This is a genomic window from Methylobacterium sp. OAE515 (genome assembly GCF_041806315.1).
Lineage (GTDB): Bacteria > Pseudomonadota > Alphaproteobacteria > Rhizobiales > Beijerinckiaceae > Methylobacterium > Methylobacterium tardum.
The window spans coordinates 2,646,607-2,666,658 of the sequence record NZ_JBGMUV010000001.1 but is presented as its reverse complement, the minus strand read 5'-3'; the positions used below and the strand labels follow the sequence as shown (position 1 = coordinate 2,666,658).

Annotated in this window: 20 protein-coding genes; 8 read left to right on the top strand and 12 right to left on the bottom strand. The window is 69.8% G+C overall.

Annotation, left to right across the window (positions count from 1 at the left end):
* Positions 1–76: 76 nt before the first annotated feature.
* Together ABIE45_RS12985 and zapE are read right to left on the bottom strand one after the other, a co-directional pair.
* Positions 77–3,046, bottom strand: coding sequence for a response regulator (locus tag ABIE45_RS12985; protein ID WP_192707092.1), 2,970 nt, complete (start codon positions 3,044–3,046; stop codon positions 77–79).
* Positions 3,043–4,275, bottom strand: coding sequence for a cell division protein ZapE (zapE, locus tag ABIE45_RS12980; RefSeq protein ID WP_192707091.1), 1,233 nt, complete (start codon positions 4,273–4,275; stop codon positions 3,043–3,045). The genes ABIE45_RS12985 and zapE overlap by 4 nt, the downstream gene beginning before the upstream one ends.
* A gap of 295 nt (positions 4,276–4,570) precedes the next feature.
* On the opposite strand from zapE, the gene ABIE45_RS12975 reads away from it, so the two are divergent.
* Positions 4,571–5,164, top strand: a complete 594-nt coding sequence (locus tag ABIE45_RS12975; RefSeq protein ID WP_192707090.1) for a GNAT family N-acetyltransferase — start codon at positions 4,571–4,573, stop codon at positions 5,162–5,164.
* Between the two features lie 15 nt (positions 5,165–5,179).
* On the opposite strand, the gene ABIE45_RS12970 is transcribed toward ABIE45_RS12975, so the two are convergent.
* Both ABIE45_RS12970 and ABIE45_RS12965 read right to left on the bottom strand, forming a co-directional pair.
* A complete protein-coding gene (locus ABIE45_RS12970; protein ID WP_192707089.1) occupies positions 5,180–5,941 on the bottom strand; it encodes a ComF family protein in 762 nt (253 codons plus the stop codon).
* A 25-nt stretch (positions 5,942–5,966) separates the two neighbouring features.
* Entirely contained in the window at positions 5,967–6,209 is a 243-nt protein-coding gene (locus ABIE45_RS12965) for a hypothetical protein (protein WP_192707088.1), read from the bottom strand.
* 169 nt (positions 6,210–6,378) lie between these two features.
* Between ABIE45_RS12965 and ABIE45_RS12960 the strand changes: the two genes are divergently transcribed.
* Positions 6,379–7,269 carry a methyltransferase domain-containing protein gene (locus ABIE45_RS12960; protein WP_192707087.1) on the top strand — a complete coding sequence of 297 codons (891 nt, stop codon included), beginning with the start codon at positions 6,379–6,381 and terminating at the stop codon, positions 7,267–7,269.
* Positions 7,266–7,628, top strand: coding sequence for a DUF427 domain-containing protein (locus ABIE45_RS12955; protein ID WP_192707086.1), 363 nt, complete (start codon positions 7,266–7,268; stop codon positions 7,626–7,628). Before ABIE45_RS12960 ends, ABIE45_RS12955 begins: the two co-directional genes overlap by 4 nt.
* Positions 7,629–7,646: 18 nt before the next feature.
* Here ABIE45_RS12955 and ABIE45_RS12950 read toward each other — a convergent pair whose 3' ends face one another.
* Together ABIE45_RS12950 and ABIE45_RS12945 are read right to left on the bottom strand one after the other, a co-directional pair.
* On the bottom strand, positions 7,647–9,158 hold the full coding sequence (locus ABIE45_RS12950; RefSeq protein WP_373622326.1) for a DUF6880 family protein: 1,512 nt from the start codon (positions 9,156–9,158) through the stop codon (positions 7,647–7,649).
* A 52-nt stretch (positions 9,159–9,210) separates the two neighbouring features.
* The gene (locus ABIE45_RS12945; RefSeq protein WP_192707085.1) at positions 9,211–9,450 is read right to left on the bottom strand and encodes a hypothetical protein; all 240 of its coding nucleotides are present in this window, start codon (positions 9,448–9,450) and stop codon (positions 9,211–9,213) included.
* Between the two features lie 124 nt (positions 9,451–9,574).
* On the opposite strand from ABIE45_RS12945, the gene ABIE45_RS12940 reads away from it, so the two are divergent.
* Positions 9,575–9,838, top strand: coding sequence for a hypothetical protein (locus ABIE45_RS12940; protein ID WP_373622325.1), 264 nt, complete (start codon positions 9,575–9,577; stop codon positions 9,836–9,838).
* Between the two features lie 6 nt (positions 9,839–9,844).
* Here the strand turns inward: ABIE45_RS12940 and fabI are convergent, their stop codons facing one another.
* The 3 genes from fabI to fabA form a co-directional block, all read right to left on the bottom strand.
* On the bottom strand, positions 9,845–10,675 hold the full coding sequence (gene fabI / locus ABIE45_RS12935; RefSeq protein WP_192707084.1) for an enoyl-ACP reductase FabI: 831 nt from the start codon (positions 10,673–10,675) through the stop codon (positions 9,845–9,847).
* A 369-nt stretch (positions 10,676–11,044) separates the two neighbouring features.
* Positions 11,045–12,271: a beta-ketoacyl-ACP synthase I gene (gene fabB / locus ABIE45_RS12930; RefSeq protein WP_192707083.1), complete on the bottom strand. Its 1,227-nt coding sequence runs from the start codon at positions 12,269–12,271 to the stop codon at positions 11,045–11,047.
* A 139-nt stretch (positions 12,272–12,410) separates the two neighbouring features.
* The gene (gene fabA / locus ABIE45_RS12925) at positions 12,411–12,947 is read right to left on the bottom strand and encodes a 3-hydroxyacyl-[acyl-carrier-protein] dehydratase FabA (RefSeq protein ID WP_192707082.1); all 537 of its coding nucleotides are present in this window, start codon (positions 12,945–12,947) and stop codon (positions 12,411–12,413) included.
* A 203-nt stretch (positions 12,948–13,150) separates the two neighbouring features.
* Between fabA and irr the strand changes: the two genes are divergently transcribed.
* Positions 13,151–13,666, top strand: coding sequence for a Fur family transcriptional regulator Irr (irr, locus tag ABIE45_RS12920; protein WP_238198595.1), 516 nt, complete (start codon positions 13,151–13,153; stop codon positions 13,664–13,666).
* Between the two features lie 269 nt (positions 13,667–13,935).
* Here irr and ABIE45_RS12915 read toward each other — a convergent pair whose 3' ends face one another.
* Positions 13,936–14,499, bottom strand: coding sequence for an SH3 domain-containing protein (locus tag ABIE45_RS12915; protein WP_192707081.1), 564 nt, complete (start codon positions 14,497–14,499; stop codon positions 13,936–13,938).
* Positions 14,500–14,788: 289 nt separating this feature from the next.
* Here ABIE45_RS12915 and ABIE45_RS12910 point away from each other — a divergent pair, with 289 nt between their 5' ends.
* Complete coding sequence (locus ABIE45_RS12910) at positions 14,789–15,787, top strand: D-glycerate dehydrogenase (protein ID WP_192707080.1); 999 nt, start codon at positions 14,789–14,791, stop codon at positions 15,785–15,787.
* A 19-nt stretch (positions 15,788–15,806) separates the two neighbouring features.
* Here ABIE45_RS12910 and ABIE45_RS12905 read toward each other — a convergent pair whose 3' ends face one another.
* Positions 15,807–16,430: a cyclic nucleotide-binding domain-containing protein gene (locus tag ABIE45_RS12905; protein WP_192707079.1), complete on the bottom strand. Its 624-nt coding sequence runs from the start codon at positions 16,428–16,430 to the stop codon at positions 15,807–15,809.
* Between the two features lie 87 nt (positions 16,431–16,517).
* Positions 16,518–17,753 carry an NAD(P)/FAD-dependent oxidoreductase gene (locus ABIE45_RS12900; RefSeq protein ID WP_192707380.1) on the bottom strand — a complete coding sequence of 412 codons (1,236 nt, stop codon included), beginning with the start codon at positions 17,751–17,753 and terminating at the stop codon, positions 16,518–16,520.
* A gap of 227 nt (positions 17,754–17,980) precedes the next feature.
* On the opposite strand from ABIE45_RS12900, the gene ABIE45_RS12895 reads away from it, so the two are divergent.
* Both ABIE45_RS12895 and ABIE45_RS12890 read left to right on the top strand, forming a co-directional pair.
* A complete protein-coding gene (locus ABIE45_RS12895) occupies positions 17,981–18,685 on the top strand; it encodes a sulfate transporter family protein (protein WP_192707078.1) in 705 nt (234 codons plus the stop codon).
* A 92-nt stretch (positions 18,686–18,777) separates the two neighbouring features.
* Positions 18,778–20,052, top strand: a complete 1,275-nt coding sequence (locus ABIE45_RS12890) for an efflux RND transporter periplasmic adaptor subunit (RefSeq protein WP_192707077.1) — start codon at positions 18,778–18,780, stop codon at positions 20,050–20,052.

The following is a 20,052-nucleotide window of genomic DNA, read 5'->3' as shown; positions in this document are numbered from 1 at the left end:
CTCGCGCGGCCGTCTGACCGCGATCCTCAGTCTCGTCACGTTGCGAAGGTGTGACTCCGCGAAACCGGGCCGCGCGTCAGTGGCCGGACCTACCCTCGTCCGTGTCGGCCAGCATCGGCATGAGGGATCGCAGTTCGCGGGCTAGCTCCCCGAGCCCGGTCGACCCTTTGGCCAGGACACGGTCGGCATGGCCGGCGAGGCGTCGGCGGTCGTCCGCCGTGATGTCCTTGGCGGTGAGCACGACGACCGGAACTTCGCGCCAGTCGTGACGCGCCCGGACCCTGCGGAGGAACGCGAACCCATCCATCTCGGGCATCATCAGATCCAGCAGGACGAGGCAGGGCCGGTCCGCCTCCATCCGCTCCAGGGCGTCCACGCCATTCTCCGCCTCGACGACCGGGAAGCCCTCCCGCCGGAGATAGCTGCAGAGGTGCCCCCGTACGTCCGCCTCATCCTCGACCACCAGGATCGGCCCGTCCTCCGCGACAGACCGGAACCGGTCGACGATCTGGCGCAGATTGCCCCAATCGATCGGCTTCTGCAGATAGTCGGTCGCCCCGAGCGAGAAGGCGAGGTTCTGCTCGTCCAGCACCGTCACCATCACGATCGGCGTCGCGCCGATGTCGGGATCGGCGCGAAGGGCCCGCAGCACCGCCCAACCATCCATCTGCGGCATGGTCACATCGAGGAGCACGGCCCGCGGACGCAGGCGGCGCGCGAGCTCAAGGCCGCGCCGGCCATCCTCTGCGACCGCCACCGCGAAGCCTTCCCGCTCAAGGAAGCGGGCGAGCAGATCCCGGGTCGCGGAATCGTCGTCGACCACCAGGATCGTCTTGCGATCGTCTGCGGTCTCCGGCGTCCCCTCGGCATGCTCGGCCGCCGCGCCTTGGAAGAGAACGGGCAGCGTCAGCGTGAAGGTGGTGCCCGCCCCGTCGCAGCTCGCCACATCGATCGAGCCGCCGAGCATCTCGGCGAAGGCGCGGGTGATTGCGAGGCCCAGGCCGGTGCCGCCGAAGCGCCGCGTGGTCGAGGCGTCCGCCTGGGTGAAGCGCTCGAACAGCTTCCCGACCTGCTCCTGCGTCATGCCGATCCCGGTATCGGCGACGGAGAAGCGCAGCGCGTCCCCGATCCGCGCGACGCTCAGGGTGATCCGGCCATTCTCGGTGAACTTCGCGGCGTTGCTCAGGAGATTGATCAGGCACTGCCGGAGCTTCGTCACGTCGGTATGGGCGGTGCCGAGATCGTCCGCGAGATCGAGCGTGAGGCTGTTGCCCTTCTTGGCGATCAGGCCTTCGACGGTGGTGGCCACATCCCGCACCACGGCGGCGACGGCGAAGTCTTCCGCGTAGATCTCGACCCGGTCCGCCTCGATCTTCGAGATGTCGAGGACGTCGTTGATCAGCCCGAGCAGGTGCCGCGCATTGGCCTCGATCTTCTTCACGTCGGCAATGAGATCGGCTTCACCGAGGTCGTCCAGCTCCTCCTGCACCATCTCGGCATAGCCGATCACCGCCGAGAGCGGGGTGCGCAGCTCGTGGCTCATGTTGGCCAGGAACTGGCTCTTGGCCGCGTTGGCCGCCTCCGCGGCTGCTCGCGCTGCCTCGATCGCCGCCTCCGCCTCCTTGCGTTCCGTGATGTCGGTGTGGGTGCCGACCCACTCGCGCAGGGTACCGTCGGGCTCGAGGATCGGCACGGCCCGCACGCTCATGTGGCGGTAGGCCCCGCTGGCGGCACGGAGCCGGTGCTCGGTGGCGTAGGGTTGCAGCGTCGCGACGGCCTCCGACCAAGCCGTGCGGGTGTGCTCGCGATCCTCGGGATGAACGACGTCCAGGAAGCCGAGCCCGGAATAGGCGGCCTCGTCCTGACCGGTGAAGCGCGTCCAGGCGACCTGCCGCCGCTGCAGGTTGCCCTCGGGATTGGCCGTCCAGACGATCGCCGCGCTGGCTTCGATGAGGGAGCGGAAGCGCTCCTCGCTGCGGCGAAGCCGCGTCTCCGCCAAGTGGCGGATGGTCTCGTCGACGACCACGAGGCCGACACCCTCGACCTCCGGACCCGTGCCGTCCGCGGCGCCGCGCAACGGGTAGAAGCTCATCGAGAACTGGCGCACGCCTCCCGGGGCCGACAGCGTCGGTACAGCGACCGGCACGTTGGGCGAGACCAGGCCCTCGCGAAGTGCCGCGGCGAGCTTCGGCGCGAGCTCCGTGCGCAGTGTCGGCAGTATCGCCCAGATCGGCGCTCCGAGATCCGCTCCGAACCCCCGCTCGCTCATGGTCGCGAGTGCCCGGTTCATGTGCCGGATCTTCAGGTCGCGGTCGAGGAAACCGAGGCCCACCGGTGCATTGGCCAGGACCCCGTCGAGCAGCCGCGACATGCGCAGCGACTCCTGGCGGCGGACCAGGGCGAGCCGCGCCAGCAGGACGATCGCACCGAGCGCCGCGATCCCGGAGAGCAGGAACAGGATCAGCCCGCGGCGGTGCTCTTGGGCCTGCAAGGTGGCGAGGTGCTGCGCGGAAGCGTCTTGCTGCGTGGCCGCCTCGACGCGGATCGCGTCCATCAGGCGCTTGCCCTCGCCGGTCCGAACCAGCTCGGTCGCCGCCTCGAAGCCCTGTTCGCGGCGCGCCGTGATGGCCCGGGCCGCGAAGTCGCGCTTCTGCGCGATCAGTCCGGCCAGGGACGGGCCGCCGGCGCGGACCGGCTCCTGCGCCGCCGAGCCGAGGCTCGCCAGCTCGGTCTCGATCTTGGTCAGGGCGGCCGTATACGGTGCCAGATAATCCTCGCTGCCGACCAGCACGAAGCCGCGCTCGCCGGTCTCGAGGTCCTTCACCTCGGAGACGAGGCGCTCGACGCCGGCGATGGTGGCATTCGCCCGCGCCGTCGCGGCTCGGTCGGCCTCGCCCGCCAGATAGTTCGCCGTGCCCGTCGCGAGCGCCACGACGAGCAGCACGAAGGCGGCGGGCGACCCCATCAGCGGGCCGAGCGGGCCAGCGCCGCGCCAATTCCGGCGGCGCAGGCTGAAGATCGAACCGGCTCCCGGCTGGGCGCTCACGTCTCCACCAGCCCGGTGCTGGCGCCGGAGGCTTCAGAATCGGGCCGGCCATGCGGCAGGGCGAGGTACTCTCGGGAGCGCATCTCGATGAGGCGTGAGACGGTCCGATCGAACTCGAACGCCTCACGGCCCGTTGCGGCGGTGTAGAGGTCCTGCGCCTCGGCCGCCGCGGAGGCCACGAGCTTCACGTGGCGGTCGTAGAGCGTGTCGATCAAGGTGATGAAGCGCTTGGCCTCGTTCCGGTCAGCTTCCTGCATCACCGGGATCCCGTCGAGGATCACCGTGTGATAGGCCCGGGCCAGCGCCATGTAGTCCGAGGCGCCAAGCGGATTCCGGCAGAGATCGTCGAAGGTAAAGCGCGCGACGCCGCCAGCCTGTTCGGGGATCTCGACCACGCGCCCGTGCACCGTGATGGTCGCCGGGCGGCCCTGCGCTTTCCCCGTCAATCCTTTGAAGGCCGCATCCAGCGCTGCCCGTGCGGCCGCATCGGCCGGCACATGGTACACGGCCGCGCCGCCAAGCTTCTCCAAGCGGAAGTCGGTTCGCGAGTCGAGACGCACCACCTCGACCCGCTCCTTCAAGGTCTCGATGAACGGCAGGAATAGCGCGCGGTTCAGGCCGCCTTCGTAGAGCCGATCAGGCTCGACATTGGACGTCGCCACGACGGTGACGCCGCGCCGGAACAGATGGCCGAACAGGCGCCCCAGAATCATCGCGTCCGCGATGTCGGTGACGGTGAACTCGTCGAAGCACAGCAGAGTCGCCTCGTCGGCGAGCTGGTCGGCGACCGGGCCGATGGGATCGTCACCCTTCACGGTGCCGGCCTTCAGCGCCTGTCGATAGGCGTGGATGCGCTCGTGCGCATCCGCCAGGAAGCCGTGGAAGTGCACCCGCCGCTTCGGCTCCGGCGCCGCCTCGTGGAACAGGTCCATGAGCATCGTCTTGCCGCGTCCGACCGAGCCCCAGACATACAACCCTTTCAGCGCCTCGGCTTCGTCCTTTCGTCGGAACAGCCATCCCAGGGCGCTGGTCTTGCTGGCGCGTTTGCGCCGCTGAAGGTCGATGACCAAGCGATCAAGGGCGCGGACGAGCCGGGCCTGCGCCGGATCGCGCTCGATCGCCCCGGAAGCGACCATCGCCTCGTAACGCTCGTGAACGGGGCCCGGTGAGACGGCACTGGCCCGCGCCTCCGGAGACGGAGCCTGTTGCTTGCCGGATCTGTCGGTCACCGCCCCGGTCCCTCGCAGCTCACTGCGGCGCCGGATCGGCACCCCCATCCGCGTCGATCCTCACCGACCCGGGCCACCTTCCTGTGGCGTGCAAGCTCAGCGTGAATCAAGCCCGACGCCGAACAGCGATGGGTGAAGCGTCGCAACGGGCCTGTGCATGGCAGCTGCGCAAACGTGCCCGCGCGCATCGTGCTGCATTGCACAAGCACCAACGAGATGCGAGATCAGCCCCGTCTCTGGGGAGGAACGTCCGGACCAACCTGCGCACCCGCGCATGACAGACCGGAGACCCATCATGGCCGTTCAGGCGCTCAATGTGCCGGCCTACACCATCCGGCGCCTCTGGCCGGTCGACCGCGACGCGGTCCTCGATTACTTCCTGCGGCTGGACCCCGACACGCGGGCGAGCCGGTTCATGGGCAACGTCAGCGAGGCTGGCGTGCGGGCATACGCCGCGCAGGCGGTGAACTCCGAAGGCGTCATGTACGGTGCCTTCATGGAGGGTGCTCTGCGTGGCCTGGGCGAGTTGCGGCCCATGGGCCCCTGTCCGTCCCGCTTCACGCTGAGCCCGCGTGCCGAGGCCGCCTTCGCGGTCGAGCGCGCCTTCCGCCGCCGCGGCATCGGTGCGGCCCTGTTCACGCGGATCGCCCGATCGGCGCGCCATCGCGGCGTGATCGATCTGCACGTGCGGTGCTTGTCGGGCAACGGGCCGATGCTGCGGCTTGCTGCGAAGCACGGCGCGGCCCTCCAGCACGAAGGGACCGAGACGGATGGCGCGCTCCATCTGGCGCGTCCCACGCCCTTCTCGCTCTGGTACGAAGGCATCGCGGAAGCCTTCGACTTCACGCTGGCGGTGAGCTTCCCGAACCGGGACCGGGCCTCCGCCTGATCACCAGCGTGCCGCTCAACCGGCGGCCTCGCCCACCAGCGCGAAGGTCAGGAGGTCAACCGACGTCGCCCCGGCGCACAGAAGCGCGCGGGCGGCGGCATTGCCGGTGGCACCCGTGGTCGTGACGTCATCGACGAGCAGGATGCGGCGGCCGTCGATGCGGTGCCGCGCGTGGCGGGGTACCCGGAATGCGCCGCTGAGGTTCTCGGCCCGCGCCGCACGGCTCAGGCCGACCTGGGAGCGTGTCGCGCGCACCCTTTGCAGCGTCGCCGGCAGCAGCGGCCGCCGTGCAGAGGCGGCGATGAGTCTTGCGAGAAGTGCGGCTTGGTTGAATCGGCGGCGCCAGAGTCGTCCACGGTGGAGCGGCACCGGCACGATGCACTCGGCCTCGGCAATCAACATCCGGCCGCTGGCCGCCATCATCCGCGCCATGACCTTCGCGAGGTCGAGGCGGTCCTCGTATTTCAAGCGGTGCACGAGGCTGCGCGCGACACCCTCGTAGAGGGCAACCGCCCGTGCGCGCGCGAAGACCGGCGGTTCCGCGATGGCCCGCGGCGACAGGAGCGGTCCCACGCCCAGATCGACCGCGAAGGGTGTCCCGTAGCGCTGGCAGACCGGTTCATCGATCAGGCGGAGGCTCGACCAGCAGGTCGCGCACAAAGCTCCGGGATCGGCGGTGGCGCCGCCGCAACCGGCGCAGGTCGGTGGGTAGACCAATGACAAAGCCCCGCACGGCAAGCCGCGCAGGGCCGAAGCGACGACGTCGAGCGCCGTCATCCGAACAAGCGGCGTTCGATCCGGCTCAGCGAGCCGAGACGGGGCGCGCCTGCGGATCCATCGGCTGCTGATCCTGGCGGGCGCGGGCATTGGCCCGATGGCGTCCGATCGCGCAGCCGGCCGCGGCGCCGACGAGGCCGTGATGGCCGGCATAATGGCCCGCGATGCCGCCGACGATGGCGCCCTTGATGCATCCCTTAGCCTCCGCGCCGCCCGCGGTTGTGAGAGCCGCGAGGACCATGGCGGTCCCGACGAGCATGCGCTTCATGATCCGTGCTCCATGACAAAACTCGGCCGTTAGGCCGGTTGCAGCAGGAACAGCGACGCTGCCGAGTCGTTCCACCATCCTACAGCGGCTCACGACTCCGTGCGCGGTCTTGCGCGTTTCGTCGTTGGGGTGCTGGCAGGACTGCCCAGCAAGCGCCATCTGCTGCGCGATGGAAGCCCCGTCCGCCCTCTTCGATACCGACCTTGCCCGCCGCCGCCTCGCCCGAGCGCGGCAGACAGCTTACGCCGGTTTCTTGCTCGATCGGCTCGTCGAGGATCTGGACGATCGTCTGGGAGCGGTGCTGCGCAGCTTCTCGAGCGTGCTCGATCTCGGGTCGCCGGCGCCGGCTGCAGCACAGGTTCTCAGGGCGCGCTACGGCGAGGCACGGCACCTTCGCCTCGCGCCGCTGCCCGAGGACGGTGGTAATGTGATCGTGGGTGATCCCGAGATGCTGCCGCTGGCGGCCGGAAGTCTCGATTTCGCGGTCTCGCTGCTGGCGCTCCACGCCGTCAACGACCTGCCCGGGACGCTGATCCAGCTTCGCCGCGCGCTGCGTCCGGACGGCCTGTTCATCGGATGCCTTCTCGGTGGTGCCACCCTCACGGAGCTGCGCCAGAGCTTCGGCCAGGCCGAGAGCGAGATCGAGGGCGGGATCAGCCCCCGCGTCGCGCCTTTCGCCGCAGTGCGAGAGGCCGGTGCGCTCCTGCAGCGGGCGGGTTTCGCGCTTCCGGTGGCCGACACCGACACGGTGACGGTGCGGTACGCCGATCCGTTCGGGCTCATGCGCGATCTGCGGGCCATGGGCATGACCAACGTGCTCACCGAGCGTCGACGGACGCCGCTGCGCCGGACGACCCTGCTGCGGGCCGCGGAAATCTACGCCGACCGCTTCTCGGATCCGGACGGCCGGGTGCGTGCGACCTTCGAAGTGCTCTGGCTGTCGGGCTGGGTCCCGCATGAGAGCCAGCAGAAGCCGCTGAAGCCGGGCACGGCCAAGTCGCGCCTGGCCGACGCGCTTGGAACCATCGAGTTGAAGCCGGAAGGCGGGAGATCGCTGTGAAGATTCCAGGGCCTGAGCACCCCATCACGATCACGCCGGAACCGCGACGCGTCCGCGTCATGGTCGATGGGGTCGCAGTTGCCGATTCACGTAACGCCCTGCGTCTCGAGGAGGCGCGCTACCCGGCCGTCTACTACGTGCCGCGCGCGGATCTCCGTCTTGAGAGCTTCATCCCCTCCGCGCGGACGAGCCACTGCCCCTACAAGGGCAACGCGCGCTACTTCGATCTCGTCGGCGGTGAGGTCAGGCGATCCGACGCGGTCTGGAGCTACGAGGATCCCTATCCCGCTGTGGCGGCGATTCGCGACTTCGTGGCGTTCTACCCGGATCGCGTCGATGCCATCGCGGTGGAGGACTGATCGGACCGAAGGTCCGGCTCAGTCTCTGACGAGGTTCCAGAAGGCGTGCTTGCGGCCGTGCTCGCGCCGCAGTGCCTCACGGTAAGCCTGCGGGTCCGGGCTGATCGCGCCGGGCTCCATCCGCTCGGCCAGACCGTCCAACTCCATGAGGTAGCGTGCCCCATGGGTGTAGGCTGCGCTGCGCCCGAATTCGAGGATGCCGTCGAGGAGCCGGCGGTACAGGATCGTCGCGGGAAGCGGATGGTCCTGGGCGAGGGCGTCGGCTGCGGGCGCCAGCACGGCGTACTGGTCGCCCTGCCAAACTGTCGGTCGGTCCGTCACCAGCTTCGCGGCGCGACGCAGATCGGGCCACGCGGCCAGGAAGGCCAGCGCGCGATGGGGCTGCGGGAAGGTCTCGGCATGATCGAGGGCCCGCTGGAGCGCCTCCTCGTCGTCGAAATCCGGAAGCTTGGCCAGGAAGGTGCGTAGCATCGGCGCATCGAGATCGCGCTCGAACCGGGCCCAGCGCAGCGCCTGCGCCTCCTCGGTTCGGCCGAGCTTCTCGAGGATTTCGATCTCTAGCGCCTGCCGCTCACGCTCCGGCCCGCGCAGGTCAAAGCCCGCGATCAGGTCGGCCCGGGTGGCGATGCGGAGGCCAGGATCCTGCATCCGTCGGATCCAATCGAGCGCCTCGGCCGCGCGCCCGGCGTCGAGAAGACGGCGTGCGACCTCGACCCGGTTCTCGCGGCCCGGCAGGATCGCGGCCTCCAGGGCGATGTAGGCATCCGGATCGCGGCGACGGTCGGCGATGGCCTGGCGCAGGCGCACGATCTGAGCGCGCGCCGCCTCCCGGCGAGAGCTCGCCTCGCTGCGCGGATTGCCGGTTTTCGGAAGAGCCGCAGCCGCCTGCGCGAGGCGGGAGTCGATATCGGCGAGGGCGTCCTCGGCGAGCTTGGGCACCATGTCGGCAAGGACGGAACCCAGAGGGCCGAAAGGGTCGTCGCCGAAGGAGGCCACAAGGCTGGCGGCCACCCGGGCGGTATCCTCTGGCGGGAGTCCGGCCGCGATCTTAACGAAGGCGTCGGAGGCCCGCTCGAAGACGCCCTGGATCGTCCCGTTGCTGTCATCGACACGGTTCAGGACGGCATCGGCTCCGTCGAGGAAGCGCCTCAGCCGGTCGAGGGCGGCGGCGGGATCGAGCGGACGCAACTCGTTGAGGATCACCGTCACCGTCGCGTTGAGATCGGCCGTAAAGGTGCGGCGCTTCTGCCAGTCGATATAGGACTGGGCCCCTTCGAGGGCGGTGAGCCGCCGGTCGACAATCGCCGCGACGGCGTCCGGCCCCTGCAGCGAAGCGAGAGCCGCGCTCACCAGCTTTTTGAAGGCTGCATTGCGTGCGGTCTCGCCGAGGATCAGCGCGATGAGGCGATCCGGACCGAGCGCCGCCAGCGTCTCGGGAGTTGGGGTCGTGCGACGCGCGCCCTTCGGCAGGGCGCGCGCCTTCGAAGTCTCGGCGCGCGCCGCCGGCTTCACGGCCCGGGCGCGCGCCACGTTGGTCCCCGTCGGTCAGCAGGATCGCGCATGGCCGCTCGGTCCCGCGAACTTACTCCACGACCTTGGCGCGCGGCCGGTCGTTGCCCTGCGCGGTCTCGTCGTGCCAGCCGCCGGCCTGGTCCTGGTAGCGGATGCCCTCCGTCGAGCCCGGGACCTGCTGCTCCGCCGCCGCTGCCTGAGCCGCCTGCAGCGCCTCCTCGCGGCTGGGGAAGGTTTCGGAGAAGACGTCACCAACCTTGTAGGCGAAGCCGCCGTCGTGTTCGACGATGCGATAGGTAACCTCGGACATTACGCCTCCTGTACGCGGCTGGAATTGCTGTCCGCGAACCCGCCGGAGGCGCTGGGGTTCCAGGCGGCGCGGCTTTCAGCCTCCGATCCGCCCGAAAGTGAGATTATCGACGCTGGGTCTCCGCATGCTGACGACGATGATGCCGATACGACAGATCTTCGCGCTCGCCCTCATCTTGGCCGCGCAGCCCGCCGCCGCTGAGGAGGGTTTCCTCGATAAGCTCTTCGGCGGCTCGTCGCGCGGCACCCCGCCGAACCCGTTCGCGTCGAACTATCCCTCCGCGCCGCCGTCGGCCGAGGATGTCCGCGCCGAGCGCCAGCGCCGGGTCACCCGCGGCGAACGCGGCGGACAGGCCCCCCTGCCCCCGGGGCGCATCCCGGAGGAGTGAGCGGCCTCAGGAATCGCCGACGACACCCGCCGCGTCCTGTGCCTGGAGCACGTCCGGGCGCGGCATCGAGATGATGTTGTAGCCGGCATCGACGAAATGGACTTCGCCGGTGACGCCGCCTGAGAGCGGCGAGAGCAGGTAGAGTGCCGAGCCGCCGACATCCTCCAGGCTGACCGTCCGGCGCAGAGGCGCGTGGGCCCGCTGGTGGTTGAACATCAGCCGCGCGTCGGCGATGCCCGCTCCGGCGAGCGTCCGCATCGGCCCGGCCGAGAGCGCGTTCACCCGGATCCCGTCCGGCCCGAGATCGCTCGCGAGATAGCGCACCGAGGCTTCCAGCGCCGCCTTGGCGACGCCCATGACGTTGTAGTTCGGCATGACCCTTGTGGCGCCGCCATAGGTCAGGGTCAGCAGCGAGCCGCCGTTGGTCATGCGCTTGGCCGCGCGCTGGGCAATCTCCGTGAAGGAGAAGCATGAGATTGTCATCGTCCGCACGAAGTTCTCGCGCGTGGTGACGTCCACGTACCGGCCCTTGAGCTGCGCCTTGTCGGAGAAGCCGATGGCATGGACCACGAAGTCGAGGCCGCCGTCGAACCGCGCGTCCAGGGCTTCGAAGGTCGCGTCCACGGAGGCCAGGTCCTCCACGTCGCAGGGCAGGACGATGTCCGAATCGAGCTTCGCGGCGAGCGGCGCCACGCGCCGGCCTAGGGCGTCGCCCTGGTAGGTGAAGGCGAGCTGAGCGCCCTGGTCGTGGAGAGCCTTGGCTATGCCCCAGGCGATCGAGTGATCGTTGGCGACACCCATGATCAGGCCGCGCCTGCCCGCCATCAAACCCGTCATGCCGACTCACATCTCGAACGAGGACGCCGCCCCGACGACATCGGGGCGGGCCACGACCGGAACGACCGAACCGCGACAGCGTGCCTTAGCGCGGCTCGCCGCTCGATCCAAACCGGCCGAGCCCCGCGAGCGGCCAAAAAAAAGCCCCACCGTTCGGGCGGGGCGTTCACGAGGTGCCGGATGGGCTCAGAAATGCCCGTCCGTTTCGGACTGCGCCTCTTCGATCAGGGCCTGTCTGGCGTAGATCGCCGCGCAACCGGCGATAACCAGCCCACCCAAAGTTCCGAAGATGAAGGTCCCCATCGCCACCATCGCCTCTCAACATCCGGTAAACGCCGCTCTCGAGCGGCAGTTCCGGGTGCTGCGCTGTCATGCGTCGACGTGCTTGAGGACCAGCGTCGCGTTGGTGCCGCCGAATCCGAACGAGTTGGTCAGCACGTGACCGAGCTTGGCGTCGTCCCGGCGCTTGCGCAGGATCGGCATGTCGGCAAAGGCGGGATCGAGCTCGTCGATATGCGCGCTCTCGCAGATGAAGCCGTTGTTCATCATCAGCAGGCTGTAGATCGCCTCCTGCACGCCGGTGGCCCCGAGCGAATGGCCGGTCAGCGACTTCGTGGCCGAGATCGGCGGGCAGGCCTCGCCGCGCCCGAACACCTCGCGGATCGCCTCGATCTCCTTGTCGTCGCCCACGGGCGTCGAGGTGGCGTGCGGGTTGATGTAGTCGATCCGCGCGCCCTTCAGCCCGTCCAGGGCCTGACGCATGCAGCGCACCGCGCCCTCCCCTGACGGCGCGACCATGTCGTGCCCATCCGAGGTGGCGCCGTAGCCCGCCACTTCGCCGTAGATCCGCGCGCCGCGGGCCTTGGCGTGCTCCAGCTCCTCGAGCACCAGCACGCCGGCACCGCCCGCGATGACGAAGCCGTCGCGGTTGGCGTCGTAGGCGCGCGACGCCCGAGCAGGCGTGTCGTTGTACTTTGACGACATCGCGCCCATCGCGTCGAACAGTACCGATAGGGTCCAGTCGAGATCCTCGCAGCCGCCGGCGAAGATGATGTCCTGCCGGCCGCCCTGGATGATCTCGGCGGCATTGCCGATGCAGTGGTTCGACGTCGCGCAGGCGGACGAGATCGAGTAGTTCACGCCGCGGATCTTGAACCACGTCGCCAGCGTCGCCGAAGCGGTCGACGACATCGCCTTGGGAACGGCGAACGGGCCGATACGCTTCGGGCCCTTCTCGCGGGCCGTCGCGGCAGCCTCGACGATCACGCGGGTCGAGGGGCCGCCCGAGCCCATGATGATGCCGGTGCGCTCGTTCGAGATGTCGCCCTGATCGAGGCCCGCATCCTGGATCGCCTGATCCATGGCGACGTGGTTCCAAGCGGTGCCGCCGCCGTGGAAGCGCATGGCGCGCCGGTCCACCACGCCCTCCGGATCGAGGGTCGGCGCCCCGGAGACTTGGCTCCGGAAGCCGTGCTCGGCGTAGCTGGCGTCGCGCGCGATGCCCGAGCGGGCCTCGCGCAGGGAGGCGAGCACCTCCTGCGTGTTGTTGCCGATGGACGAGACGATGCCCATCCCGGTGATGACGACGCGGCGCATGATGGTGACACTACCTCCGTCGCGGCTTCGGTTGCCCGTGCCGCGTTCCGGTCAGCTAAGGTGACGCGGACACAATCTCAACAGCCGAAAGCGTTCGGCGTTGCAGCCGAGCCGTAAACGGCAGCCTCGCGGAGCCCGCTCAGCTCTGGAACAGGCCGACCCGCATGTCCTGCACTTGGTAGACGCGCTCGCCATCGGCTTCGAGCCAGCCGTCGCCAATCCCGAGCACGAGCTTGCCCTGGCGAACGCGCTTCACGTCGACGTTGTAGACGACCTTCTTGATCGACGGCAGCACCTGCCCGGCGAGCTTGACCTCGCCCACCCCGAGGGCGCGGCCGCGGCCGGGCGAGCCGAGCCATCCGAGATGGAAGCCGAGCATCTGCCACAGGGCGTCGAGGCCCAGGCAGCCCGGCATCACCGGATCGCCCTGGAAGTGGCAGGGGAAGAACCAGAGGTCGGGTCGGATGTCGAGCTCGGCCGTAACGTGGCCCTTGCCGTGGGCGCCGCCATCGGTCGCGATCGACGTGATCCGGTCGAACATCAGCATCGGCGGCAGCGGCAGCTGCGCGTTGCCCGGTCCGAAGAGTTCACCGCGCCCGCAGGCCAGAAGATCCTCGTAGGAATAGTGCGACCGGCGGTTCGCGCTCTGCACGGGTGTCTCGGCGTCTGGCGGCATGTAGGCGGCTGTTTCCTCGGATCTGTCGGACGATGCGAGTCCGGTCGTTCGGCGCGCGGGTTAGCACGGGGCGACGCACCGTTAAAGTCGTCAACCGCTCCGGCAGGGGTGCGGCGACGTTCGGGTTGCGACAGCCTGACCACTTCAATATACTGAATGGAAGTCCGTTCCTTCAGGCCCCCAGTCGAGCGTTCAGTCCAGCGATGTCCGAATCGGTGCCATTCCAGGCCGTCTTCAACGGCCGGGTCCCAGCCCCCCAGCTGGAGCCCAACGGGACTCCGCGCCGCGGCTGCCCGCTGTCCGACCTGCGCGACCGCCTGCGTCGCGCCGGCCTGCGGCCGACGCGGCAGCGTCTGTCCCTGGGCTGGCTCCTGTTCGGCCGGGGTGATCGCCACCTGACGGCTGAGATGCTCTACGACGAGGCCATGCGCGCCAAGGTGCCGGTCTCGCTGGCGACCGTCTACAACACGCTGCACCAGTTCACCGAGGCTGGGCTTCTGCGCCAGCTCGCGCTCGACGGATCGAAGGCATATTTCGACACGAACCCGAGCGAGCATCACCACTTCTATCTCGAGGACGAGAGCCAGGTGATCGACATGCCGGATTGCGGCATCACGGTCGATTCGCTCCCCGAGGCGCCCGAGGGCATGGAGATCGCCGGCGTCGAGGTCATCGTTCGCTTGCGCCGTAGCCGGCCGGCCGGTCGCCGCCAGAGCTGAACGTAGGATGCGCCGTTAGTCTTCGGCGCGTCCTTCTCGGGGGGGCATTCGACGGCCGTTCAATCGCCGCGTCATTCCGGGTCGCCGTAGGCGAGCCCGGAATTCTGAGCCGCCGAGGCGGGCAAGACTTCGAGCGACCTGTGTCTCTGGATCCCGGGCTCCGCTGCGCGGCCCCGGGATGACGCGGTGCTATCGGGCGAGCACAGTCCGCCAAATATCGGCGATCGTCGCGGCCGGAGCTGATCCGCCCGCCTCCGCCTGACGACCCCCTACTCCACCACTTCGTTCGGGTAGACGCCCCAGAGGCGGTTCTGCCGGATGTAGCCGTCCACATCCCGTTTGTTCGGGAGGGCGACGATCAGGCGGCACCACGTCCCGGTGCAGTTCTTCACGCTGCCGATCACGCCAGTCTGAAGCCGCGCCGCGTCCTCGGCGCCGTCATCAGCGCGGGCGCGCAGCGAGACGGCCGCCTTCTCGGCCCCCTTGTCGGGTCCGGCATTGACGATGGCGGTGCGCCGTCCCGAGAGCAGCGAGTGCAGAACCCAGCCCTCGGTCCCTTCCGAATCCCGGATCCGGCGCCAGGTCTCGAATTCGCCGACGATCTCCACCGGCAATCCGGCGCGCTGGAACACCCACAGGGTGCGGTGATCCTTGGACGGACCCTCGCGGAGGTTGACGCGATCGGTCTTGAGGCTCGCGTAGCGCGGCAGCGGCAGCTTGGTGACCGGCCCGACGCCCGCCTCGGGCGGGGCGGACGGCGCGGCCACGGCGACGGTCGCGGGACTGCCCAACAGCAGCGCCGCGACGGCGAAGGTGAGGCGTGACACGCGCATGGTCCAATCCCGCTCCGGACGTGACGATGGTGGGCGCCGGCCATGCCACGTGCGGACGCGTTCGGCATGCGGGACGCGTTCGGCAAGCGGGCCGGGCCGGCTTCCGATTGTGTTCCGGCCCACCTCTGGTAGAGAGGCCGATGGGTCGAAACAGGCTCCGGGACCGGCGCCTCGTGATCGATCCTGTCTGGCCGAGTTCGGTTAACGGACGCTTGCGGGAAGCGGTCCGGGCGAGAGCCACCGGGCACGAACTGAAATCAGGGCCGCGGGGCCGACAGGGGAGAGAGACGTGTCGAAGCGCAAGCCGCTGGTGGTCGTGACGCGGCGCCTGCCGGATGCCGTCGAGACGCGGATGCGCGAGCTGTTCGACGTCCGGCTCAATCCCGACGACGCGCCGATGACCGCGGAGGCCCTCGCGGCCGGGCTGCGCGAGGCCGACGTCTTGGTCCCCACCGTGACCGACGAGATCGATTCCGGGCTCATTGCCCAGGCCGGTCCCAACCTGCGGTTGATCGCCAATTTTGGAAATGGCGTCGATCACATCGACGTGGCGGCGGCGCTGGAGCGCGGCATCACGGTCACCAACACGCCCGGCGTGCTGACCGAGGACACCGCCGACATGACGATGGCGCTGATCCTCGCCGTGGCCCGCCGGGTCACCGAAGGCGCGCGCATCATTCCGGACGACGAGTGGACCACGGGTTGGTCGCCGACCTGGATGCTCGGCCGGCGGATCACCGGCAAGCGCCTCGGCATCGTCGGGATGGGGCGGATTGGCCAGGCGCTGGCCAAGCGCGCCCGGGCCTTCGGCCTGCAGGTCCATTATCACAACCGACGCCGCGTCCCGGCGGCGATCGAGAGCGCGCTCGACGCCACCTACTGGGAATCCCTCGACCAGATGCTGGCGCGGGTCGACATCGTGTCGGTCAACTGCCCGCACACGCCGGCGACCTACCACCTCCTGTCGGCGCGGCGGCTCAAGCTGCTCAAGCCCGAGGCGGTCGTGGTCAACACTGCCCGCGGAGAGGTGATCGACGAGAACGCGCTGGCCCGCTTGATCGAGGGCGGCGAGATCTCGGCGGCCGGCCTCGACGTGTTCGAGCAGGAGCCCGCGGTCAGCCCGCGGCTCGTCAAGCTCGCCCGCCAGGGCAAGGTGGTCCTGCTGCCGCATATGGGCTCTGCGACCTACGAGAGCCGCACCGATATGGGCGAGAAGGTCATCATCAACATCAAGACCTTCATGGACGGCCACCGGCCGCCGGACCGGATCCTGCCGAGCATGCTCTGACCGGAGCGGGCCGGCGCCCCTACAGGGTGTCGGCCGCGGTCGCGGGCTCCGGCGAGCGCTGGCCGCTCTGGAACAGGCGCTCGCTGGTCAGCTTCAGGAAGTAGAAGCCGAATTCCGGGTTCTGATAATAGAGCTGCTTGACGTCAGAATAGGACACGCACAGCGCGTGGCCGGCCTCGACACAGACCAGAGACGCGGTGCGGGCATTGCCCGGCGCCAGCAGGCCCAACTCGCCGACGATGCCGCCCTTGCGCACCTCGATGCCGACCTCCGGGATCCGGAACGCGCCGCTCTCGATGTAGTACATCTCGTCGGCGGTATCGCCCTTGCGGAACACCACTTCGCCGATCCCGAACGGGCGCCGCGAGCCGAACGGCCGCAGCCATTCGAGGGACAGGTCGCCGTCGGCGGCCGTCTCCACGTCGCGGACGAGCCGGAGCATCTGCCAGAGCCGGTACGCGTTGAACGGCATCTGGATCAGCTCGGTGAGCACGACCGGCATGCTGCCGATCAGGATCCCGTAGGTGATCACCGCGCAGCTCGCGCAGAGCGAGATGATCCGCAGCGGGATCATCGTGCTCATCGCGGTGGCCGAGATGGTCAATACGGTGCCGAGGTAGCCGATCCCCTCGATCCAATCCATGGCCGCCCCCTGAAGCGAAGTGTCCGGGGGATGCCCGTCTTGCCCGGCTGCGGCAAGCCGCTCGGCCGCCGGACGGGCGTGCGCATCTCAGGCTGTGCCCGCGCGGATACGCTCGACGACGGCCTCGGCGGCGCGGGTGCCCTCCGCGTAGGCGCCGCCCACGGTGCCCCACTGCTCGCGGGACAGCGCCTCTCCGGCGAACCAGACCGTGTCACCGAGGGGCTCGCGCAGGAAGTGCCGCGCCGGCGCGTGGCCCGGCGGGACCACGGCCCAAGATCCCCGGGACCATGGGTCGTGGCGCCACGTGCTCACCGCCGGGATCGTCAGGTCGCGCAGCCGCGCCCGGCCGAACAGGTCGGCCAGAACCGCGCGGACATGCCGGCGAACGCCGTCCGGCCCCGACCCGGCCGCATCGATGGCGGCGGCCTCGTGGAGATCGAGCTCGTAATAGTGGAACGGCGTGCCGTCGATCCGGGTAAGCAGTCCGGGCGGCGCGTGCCGCCGTCCGTGGATCGCCGCCAGTCGGTCCCGGCCCCGGAACGGGCTCGACGGCCAGTGCAGCACCGCGTGCTCGTAGATGCCCGTGGTGAAGCCGTCGATCGCGGCGCGGACCGCGTTCGGCAGAGGCGGCGTGAAGCTCGGCCCGTCGCGCAGAACCATCATCGGCACGGTGACGATCACCGCACGGGCCGCATGCACGGCACCGTCCGCAGCGGTGACGCGAACGCGGCCGCCCGACCAGTCGATACGCGTAACCGGCGTCGCGAGCGCCACCGGCAGCCCGTCGGCGAGGCGGGCGAGATAGCTGCCATAGCCGTCGGCGAGGAAGAAGTTGTCGCTGTATTCCAGGCTCGGGAAATCGTGGAGCGAGACCTCGTTCAGCGGCCGCCCGGAGACGAGCCCGTGCACCTGCGCCACCCGCGCGCCCCAAGGCCCGAGCCCGGACGGCAGCGCGCTGCCCGCCGGTCGGTCGGCGCCGGGCTGCGCGGCGCCGCGGGTCATGGCCTGGTCGGCCCGCGCGAAGGCCCGGGCATTGGCCCGCACCTCGTCGGCCCGCCCGCGACGGCCATCGACCCAGACATGGCTGTCCTGCGGCGCCCGGCGCAGCCGCTCCCCGCGCGCCCGGCCCAGCGCCACCAGGGGGTTGATCGGGCCCGCATGGAGCCAGTGGGCCCCGAGATCGAGGGCATGGCCGCGCAGCGACACCGTGTGGGCGCGACCGCCGACCCGGTCGCGCGCTTCCAGCACCGCAACCGGGACGCCCCGCGCGACGAGCGCCCGGGCCGCGCCGATCCCGGCCGCCCCCGCCCCGATCACCAGCACCTCCGGCGCCGCAGGCAAAGGCGCGAGCCGCGGCCGGTAGGCCGGCCCGCGTGACGGATCCGAGCCCCGCGCGCCGGGAGCCGATGGGATCGTGACCGTCACCGCTGCATCCTCCACACGTGTTCCCCGTACCCGTTCCCTTGCGACGGCATCCACCTTGCGCCCGGTGCCGCCCCGTTTCACAACGCAGCCGCGCTGCGACCGGCGCAGGCCGGATCTATCGCCCGATGCTCGTCGAGTCCGCCGCGGCGGCTTTGCGCCAGACCTTCTCGCCGCCCATGCGGGCGATCCTCTGGAAGTCCCTCGGCCTGACGCTCGGCCTCCTGGCTCTGGTCTGGCTCGGGCTGACCCGGCTGATCCAGCTGTTCCAGGCGAGCCACCACATCTCAGCCCAGTACCCGATCCTCGACAGCCTCGCCTACTACCTGGCGGGTTTCGGCCTCGTGGTCGTGCTGGCCTACCTGATGCCGGCAGTCTCGATCCTCGTGGCCGGGTTCTTCCTCGACGATGCGGCCGAGATCGTCGAGCGGACCGACTTCCCCGACGATCCGCCCGGCCGGGCCATGCCCTTCGGCACCGCCATGCTCTACGCGGTGCGCTTCGCGGGCGTGACGCTCCTCGTCAACCTCGCGGCTCTGGTGATCTTCTTCGTCCCGGTCATCGGCATCGCGGCCTTCTTCGGGGCGAACGCCTACCTGCTCGCCCGCGAGTATTTCGAGATGGCGGCCGCCCGGTTCCGGCCTGTCCACGAGGCGGCCGAGATGCGCCGCGTTTTCGCGGTCCGGACGCTCGGCGCCGGCTGCCTGCTCGCCGCGATGATGGTGGTGCCGATCCTCAACCTTCTGACCCCGCTGTTCGGGATCGCCCTGATGGTCCACCTGCACAAGCGGCTCAGCCGGCGCGCGCTCGCGGCGGGACCGCGGCTCACCTAGCGGGCGATGCGGCCAAAGCCCGCTCTGGCGGGGCTGCTCCGAGGCCGCTACGTTGCGAGTCCGGGCCGAGCATCCGGGCGGAGAGCCGATCGATGAAGGCGCACGATGCGGGCGAGGATGTTCCGCCCCCGCCCGGCAAGCTGCCATTCCTGCTCGTCGTGCTCGCTGGAGCGGGTCTTCTTGCCTGGGGCGCCTACGGGCATTGGCAGCGGGATGCCGAGGCGACCGCGACGCTGGAGGGGATCAAGAATCTGGTCCCGCAGGTGCGCACGGTCACGGCCGAGCGGGCCGAGGGTCCGCTCGATCTCGTGCTGCCGGGTGAGATGCAGGCCTTCACCACGGCGGCGATCGCCGCGCGCGCCACCGGCTACATCGCCGAGCGCCGCGTCGATATCGGCTCGCGGGTCAAGGCCGGCGACCTGCTCCTGCGGATCGCAGCGCCCGACCTCGACCAGCAGCTCGCCCAGGCCGAGGCTCAGGTCGGCCAGTTGAAGGCACAGCTGCTTCAGGCGCAGGCGCAGGTCGAGCAGGCACGCGCCAACGTGAATCTCGCCAATCTCACCAACAACCGGACCACGACACTCGCCGTCCAGGGCTGGGCGTCCCGGCAGAACGCCGACAACGCGCAGGCGGGCGTGCTGTCCCAAGCGGCGACGCTGGCCGCCGCCGAGGCCGGGGTGAAGGTCGCGACCGCCAACATAAAGGCTCAGGAGGCCGTCGTCGACCGGCTGAAGGCGCTGACGGCGTTCGAGCGAGTGATCGCGCCGTTCGACGGCGTGGTCACGGTCCGAAACGTCGATGTCGGCGATCTGGTCCGGGCCGATAACGGTGGCACGCCGCTTCTCAGCATCGACCAGGACAATACCCTGCGCATCACCGTGAATGTCCCGCAGAATGACGCGGTCGGCGTGAAGCCCGGCGTTCAGGCGGTGATCACGGTTCCCCAGATGCCGGGCAAGACCTTCGGCGGGTTCGTCGAGCGCAGCTCGGTCGCCCTGAACGCCGCCTCGCGCACCCTGACGACGCAGGTGGATGTGCCCAATCCCGACCGCCTGCTGCGGGCCGGGCTCTACGCCTACGTGACCCTGAAGATCCCGCGCAAAGCGCCCAGCGTCGCGGTCCCGGCCGAGGCGACCGTGTTCAACAGCAACGGCCTGCAGGTCGCCGAGGTGGGCCCTGACGATCGGGTGAAGTGGCGGACGATCCAGGTCCAGCGCGATCTCGGGCGGACGTTGGAGCTTGAATCCGGTCTGCCGGCCGACAGCCAGATCATCTACAGCCCGGCGCCCGAACTTCGGGATGGTCAGGCGATCGAGCGGCGCAAGTCGAACCCGGAGGCGGCGCCGCTGCGCTCGGCCCAGCGCTGA